The sequence below is a fragment of the Variovorax sp. P1_H12_2 genome (assembly GCF_056405335.1).
Map to the genome: position 1 here is coordinate 1 of NZ_JBFUCI010000433.1, position 5,259 is coordinate 5,259.

The following is a 5,259-nucleotide window of genomic DNA, read 5'->3' on the forward strand; positions in this document are numbered from 1 at the left end:
ATACAGCGTATAGGCCACCCACTGCGGCAGCACCAGCGGCAGGCTGCCGTAGCTGAAGGCGGCGGCCGCACCGGCGCCGCTCAGCGCCAGCGCCTGCTCGGGCTCGCGCGGCGCATTCTCCAGGCTCTCGGCGAACAGGCGGCCCAGCACGCCGGTGGTGTGCAGGGCCAGCGCCAGGGCGCCGGCAAAGGGGCCGATACCGGCCGCCAGCACCATCAGGGCGGCCCACACCAGCTCGGGCACGCTGCGCAGGAAGTTGAGCGCGAAGCGGCACAGCTGCCGCAAGGCGAAGCCCGCCCGGCCCGAGGCCGGCAGCGCGAGCAGCGCGCCGGCCGCCGCCGCCAGCAGCGTTCCGAGCGCCGACACCGCGAGCGTCTGCAGCGCGCCCCACGCGGTCTTCGACAGGAAGGCAGGTGACACATCGGGCGGGAAGAACTCGGCGATGAACCGCACCATGAGCGACAGCGACTCGGCGGTCAACAGCGCGCCGTAGTCGACGGCGAGATAGACGAAGCTCGCGACCACCGCGGCCAGCACCAGGCCCGTCACCACCCAGCAGCGAAGGCAGCGCGGCGGCGAAGCCGGAAAATCAACACTCATGCCAGCAGCCTTCGCAACGCGTTGCTGAGCGCATCCGCGAGCAGCACCAGCACCAGGAACACCCCCAGGATGCTGCTGGCCTCGCCGCCGTTGAGCATCTTCATCGACTGGTCCATCAGCTGGCCGAGGCCGCCGGCGCCCACGAAGCCCATCACCACCGAGGCCCGCACCGCGCATTCCCAGCGGTACACGGTGYAGGAGGTCAGCTCCTGGGCGCAGTTCGGCAGCAGCGCGTAGAACAGGGTCGACAGCCGTCCGCTGCCGCTTTCGAGCAGGGCCCGCGCCGGCGCCGTGTCGGTCGACTCGAGCACCTCGGCATACACCTTGCCGAGCATGCCGCCGTAGGTGATCGCGAGCGCCAGCACGCCGGCCCCGGGACCGAGGCCCAGGGCGCGCACGAAGATCAGCGCCCAGACGATCTCGGGGATCGCGCGCAGCACCATCAGCACCGAACGAGCGAATTGCCGCAGCGCGGCGCCGCGAACGCGGCCCGGCCCCGGGCCGATGCGCGACACCGACAGCGCGCGGGTGGTCACGAACGCTAGCGGCGCGCCGATCAGGAAGGCCAGCGCGGTGCCGGCCGTGGCCATCGCCAGGGTCTCGAGCGTGGCCTTGGCGAGCAGCGCCAGGAAGTCGGGCGCGGTCGCCGGCGGCAGGAAGCCGCCGAGGAATCCGCCGATCACCTGCAGGTGTCCGGGACCGAACAGGGCCGAGGGATGGAACTCCGACAGCTGCAGCAGCGGCCAGGCGATCGCCAGCGCGGCCAGCCCGCCGACCAGGCGCCGGCGCGCCGCCGGGTCGCGCAGCGTCCGGACGTCCGTCATGCGTAGAGCGCCTGCAGCATCGCCGGGTCGACCTCGCCGACCGGCCGGTCGAACAGCACCCGCCCTTCGCGCATGCCGACGATGCGCGGGAACCAGCGCAGCGCCAGGTCGACCGCATGCAGCGACGCCACCAGGGTCGCGCCGCTCGCCTCGCTCTGCAGCACCAGCTGCTGCAGCGCGGCGTCGGCCAGCGTCGGGTCGAGCGCCGACACCGGCTCGTCGGCCAGCAGCAGCGCCGGGCGCTGGTACAGCRCGCGGGCGATGCCGACGCGCTGCAGCTGGCCGCCCGACAGGCGGTCGCAGCGCTCGAAGAGCCGGTCTTCGAGCGCCAGCCGCGACAGCGCTTCGTGCGCCCCCTGCAGGTCGGACGGACGCCACAGCGAGCCGAGCGCGCGCAGCGTGGACCACTGGCCGAGCCGCCCCGCGAGCACCGCGGTCACGACGCGCAGCCGCGGCGCGATCGGCGGGCTCTGGTGCACGGTCCCGATGCGCGCGCGCAGCCGGCGCAACGCGGGTGCCGGCAGTTGCCAGGGCGAATCGCCGAGCACCCGGACCGCGCCTTCGCCGGGCCGCAGCGCCGCGCCCAGCACGCGCAGCAGCGTGGTCTTGCCGGCGCCCGAGGGGCCGATGATGGCGAGCCGCTCGCCGCCGCCGGCCGCCAGCGACACATCCCTCAGCGCGCGGTGGCCGTTCGGATGCACCAGGCCGACCGCTTCGAGAGCGAAGCTCACGCGGCCGCTCCGGCAGCAGGCCGCAGCCGAATCACTTGACCAGGCCCGCCGACTTGGCGGCCGCCTCGATGCCGTCGTAGTTGGACGACTGGGTCGGGATGAACTTGCTGGCCCGCTGCAGATCCATGATCTCCTTGTGGGCCGGGTTCGCCGGGTCGAGCTTCAGGAAGGCCTCGGTCAGCTTCTTCGTCACGGCCGGATCGAGGCCCGGGCGCACCGTCCAGTTGTAGTCGTAGTAAGTCGGCGTGGTCGCCAGCACGCGCACCTTGGCCGCATTCGGGTTCTTGTTCTCGACCAGCTTGTCCCAGACCGAGGCGTTGAGCACGCCGGCTTCGGCCCGCGACGCGGCCACGAAGGCCACGGTCGCGTCGTGCGCGCCGGAATAGGCTACGGTCTTGAAATCCTTCTCGGGATCGATGCCGGCCTGCAACAGGAAGTAGCGCGGCATCAGGCTGCCGGAGGTGGACGACGGCGCGCCGAAGGCGAAGGTCTTGCCCTTGAGATCGGCCAGGGTCTTGGCGCTGCTGTCGGTCGGAACGATGAACTTGCTGGTGAAGACCTTGTCCTCGGCGCGCTGCACGATCGGCACCGCCCCGCCGTTGGTGCGGATGCGGGCCTGCACGAAGGTAAAGCCGCCGAGCCAGGCGAGGTCGAGCTTGTTCGTCGCCAGCCCTTCGACCACCGCCGCATAGTCGGTGACAGGGGTGAACTGCACCTCCAGGCCGGTCTCCTTCTGCAGGTAATCGCCCAGCGGCTTGAACTTGCGCTGCAATTCGGTCGGCGCCTCGTCGGGGATGGCGGAGACGCGCAGCACCTTGCCCTGGGCCAGGGCGCCCACGGCGAAAGCGGACAGGGCCAGCACGAGGGCGAGGCGGGGAAGTGTTTTCATGGGGGTATACGAAGCAGGCGCCTCGGAAAAGAAAGGCTACAGCCCTCAATTGTAGAAAGACGCGGACGCGGACCGCTTCGATAATGGGCCTCCCACCGATCCGTCCGACACCATGACCGACATCCGCCCCCCCTCCCCCGTCAACCCGCTGGCCCCGCTGCGCCTCACGAGCTTCTCGCACGGCGGCGGCTGCGGCTGCAAGATCGCGCCCGGCGTGCTTTCGGAGATCCTCAAGAGCGGCGCCGGCGGCCTGATGCCGCCGGAGCTGATGGTGGGCATCGAGACCGCCGACGACGCCGCGGTCTACCGGCTCAACGACACCCAGGCCCTGATCGCGACCACCGATTTCTTCATGCCGATCGTCGACGATCCCTACGAATTCGGCCGCATCGCCGCCACCAATGCGATCAGCGACGTCTACGCCATGGGCGGCAGGCCCATCATGGCGCTGGCGCTGGTCGCGATGCCGATCAACCAGCTGCCGCTCGAAGCCATCGGCGAGATCGTGCGCGGCGGCCAGGACGTGTGCCGCGCGGCCGGCATTCCGATCGCCGGCGGCCACACCATCGACTCGGTCGAGCCGATCTACGGCCTGGTGGCCATGGGCCTGGTCAACCCGGCCCACGTCAAGCGCAATGCCGACGCGCGCGCCGGCGACGTGCTGGTGCTCGGCAAGCCGCTGGGCGTCGGCGTGCTGTCGGCGGCGCTCAAGAAGGAACAGCTCCCGGACGCCGGCTACCGGCAGCTGATCGACACGACGACCCGGCTCAATACGCCCGGCATCGCGCTGGCGGCGCTGCCCGGCGTGCACGCGCTGACCGACGTCACCGGATTCGGGCTGGCCGGCCACACGCTGGAGCTCGCGCGCGGCGCCGGCTTGACGGCCGTGGTCGAGTGGTCGAAGGTGCCGCTGCTCGACGGCGTGGAAGCGCTGGCCGCCAACGGCTTCGTCACCGGCGCCTCGGGCCGCAACTGGAGCGGCTACGGCGCCGAGGTCGAACTCGCGGCCGGCTTGCCGGCCACCGCGCAGGCGCTGGTGAGCGACCCGCAGACCTCCGGCGGCCTGCTCGTGAGCTGTGCGCCCGAGGCGGTCGACGCGGTGCTGAAGATCTTCCGCGACGAGGGCTTCGGCGCCGCGGCGGCGATCGGCCATACCGAAGCGGGCCCCGCGCGCCTGCGCGTGCTGGCCTGAAGCGGCACCGCCGGCAGCCAGAGAGCCGGTAGCCCGGCTGGCCAAGCTGCTGCGCGAGGCAGTTCAGTCCGCCGTGCCGGGCGCCTGAGGGGCGGCGACGCCGAGCCGCTTCGCGAGCCGCACCAGGTTGCCGCGGTCGATCCCGAGCGACTTCGCGGCCGCGCTCCAGTTGGCGCCGCTGTCGGCCAGCGCCGATTGCACCAGTTCGCTCTTGAGCCGGTCGACCGCGTCGCTCAGGTGCTCGCCTTCGCGCAGCCGACGGCGCCCGGCGGCCGGCGCGACGTCCTGGGCCTCGGGCGCTGCCGTGGGCGCAGGTGCTTGCGGCGCCGCCGCCAGATCGAGGTCCTCCGCCGTCAGGCTCAGGACCCGCGGCCGCTGCGGATGGCGTGCCCGCGCCTTCAGCACGCTGCGCCCGAGCAGGTGCTCGAGTTCGCGCACATTGCCCGGCCAGCCATAGGCCAGCAGCGCCGCCTGCGCGCTGGCGTCCAGCCTCGCGGCGCCGAAGCCGAGCCGGGACCGGTTCTCCTCGAGGAAGAAGCCGCTGAGCAGCAGCACGTCGCGCCCGCGCTCGCGCAAGGGCGGCACCCGCAGCGGATAGGCGCTCAGGCGGTGAAAGAAGTCGGCCCGCAGCCGCCCGGCCTTCACCTCCTCGGCCAGGTCGCGGTTGCTGGCCGCGATCAGGCGCACGTCGACGCGGTGCTCGCGGTCGGAGCCCAGCCGCTGCAGCTGGCCGCTCTGCAGCACGCGCAGCAGCTTGGCCTGCACCGGCATCGAGAGCTCGCCGACCTCGTCCAGGAACAGCGTGCCGCCATCGGCCAGTTCGAACTTGCCCGGCCGGTCGCCGGAAGCCCCGGTGAAGGCGCCTTTCACATGGCCGAACAGCTCGCTCTCGACCAGTGTCTCGGGCAGGGCCGCGCAGTTGAGGCTGACCATGGGGCGCGCCGCGCGCGCAGAGCCGGCATGGATCGCCTCGGCCACCAGCTCCTTGCCGACGCCGGTCTCGCCCTGGATCAGCACCGAGAG

At 72.1% G+C, this 5,259-nt stretch carries 6 protein-coding genes; 1 reads left to right on the forward strand and 5 read right to left on the reverse strand.

The features are described from left to right. The 4 genes from AC1D2K_RS29245 to AC1D2K_RS29260 form a co-directional block, all read right to left on the reverse strand. Positions 1-600 (reverse strand): PhnE/PtxC family ABC transporter permease (locus AC1D2K_RS29245; RefSeq protein ID WP_478093251.1); only part of this gene is annotated, 600 nt, incomplete at its 3' end. Continuing rightward, on the reverse strand, positions 597-1,424 hold the full coding sequence (locus AC1D2K_RS29250) for a PhnE/PtxC family ABC transporter permease (protein ID WP_478093253.1): 828 nt from the start codon (positions 1,422-1,424) through the stop codon (positions 597-599). The genes AC1D2K_RS29250 and AC1D2K_RS29245, both read right to left, overlap by 4 nt. Beyond that, the gene (locus AC1D2K_RS29255; protein WP_478093255.1) at positions 1,421-2,155 is read right to left on the reverse strand and encodes a phosphonate ABC transporter ATP-binding protein; all 735 of its coding nucleotides are present in this window, start codon (positions 2,153-2,155) and stop codon (positions 1,421-1,423) included. The genes AC1D2K_RS29250 and AC1D2K_RS29255 overlap by 4 nt, the downstream gene beginning before the upstream one ends. Before the next feature lie 31 nt (positions 2,156-2,186). After that, a complete protein-coding gene (locus tag AC1D2K_RS29260; RefSeq protein WP_478093257.1) occupies positions 2,187-3,044 on the reverse strand; it encodes a putative selenate ABC transporter substrate-binding protein in 858 nt (285 codons plus the stop codon). A 112-nt stretch (positions 3,045-3,156) separates the two neighbouring features. Between AC1D2K_RS29260 and selD the strand changes: the two genes are divergently transcribed. Continuing rightward, entirely contained in the window at positions 3,157-4,236 is a 1,080-nt protein-coding gene (gene selD, locus AC1D2K_RS29265) for a selenide, water dikinase SelD (protein ID WP_478093259.1), read from the forward strand. 63 nt (positions 4,237-4,299) lie between these two features. Here the strand turns inward: selD and AC1D2K_RS29270 are convergent. After that, on the reverse strand, positions 4,300-5,259 hold a 960-nt coding region (locus tag AC1D2K_RS29270; protein WP_478093261.1), incomplete at its 5' end, for a sigma 54-interacting transcriptional regulator.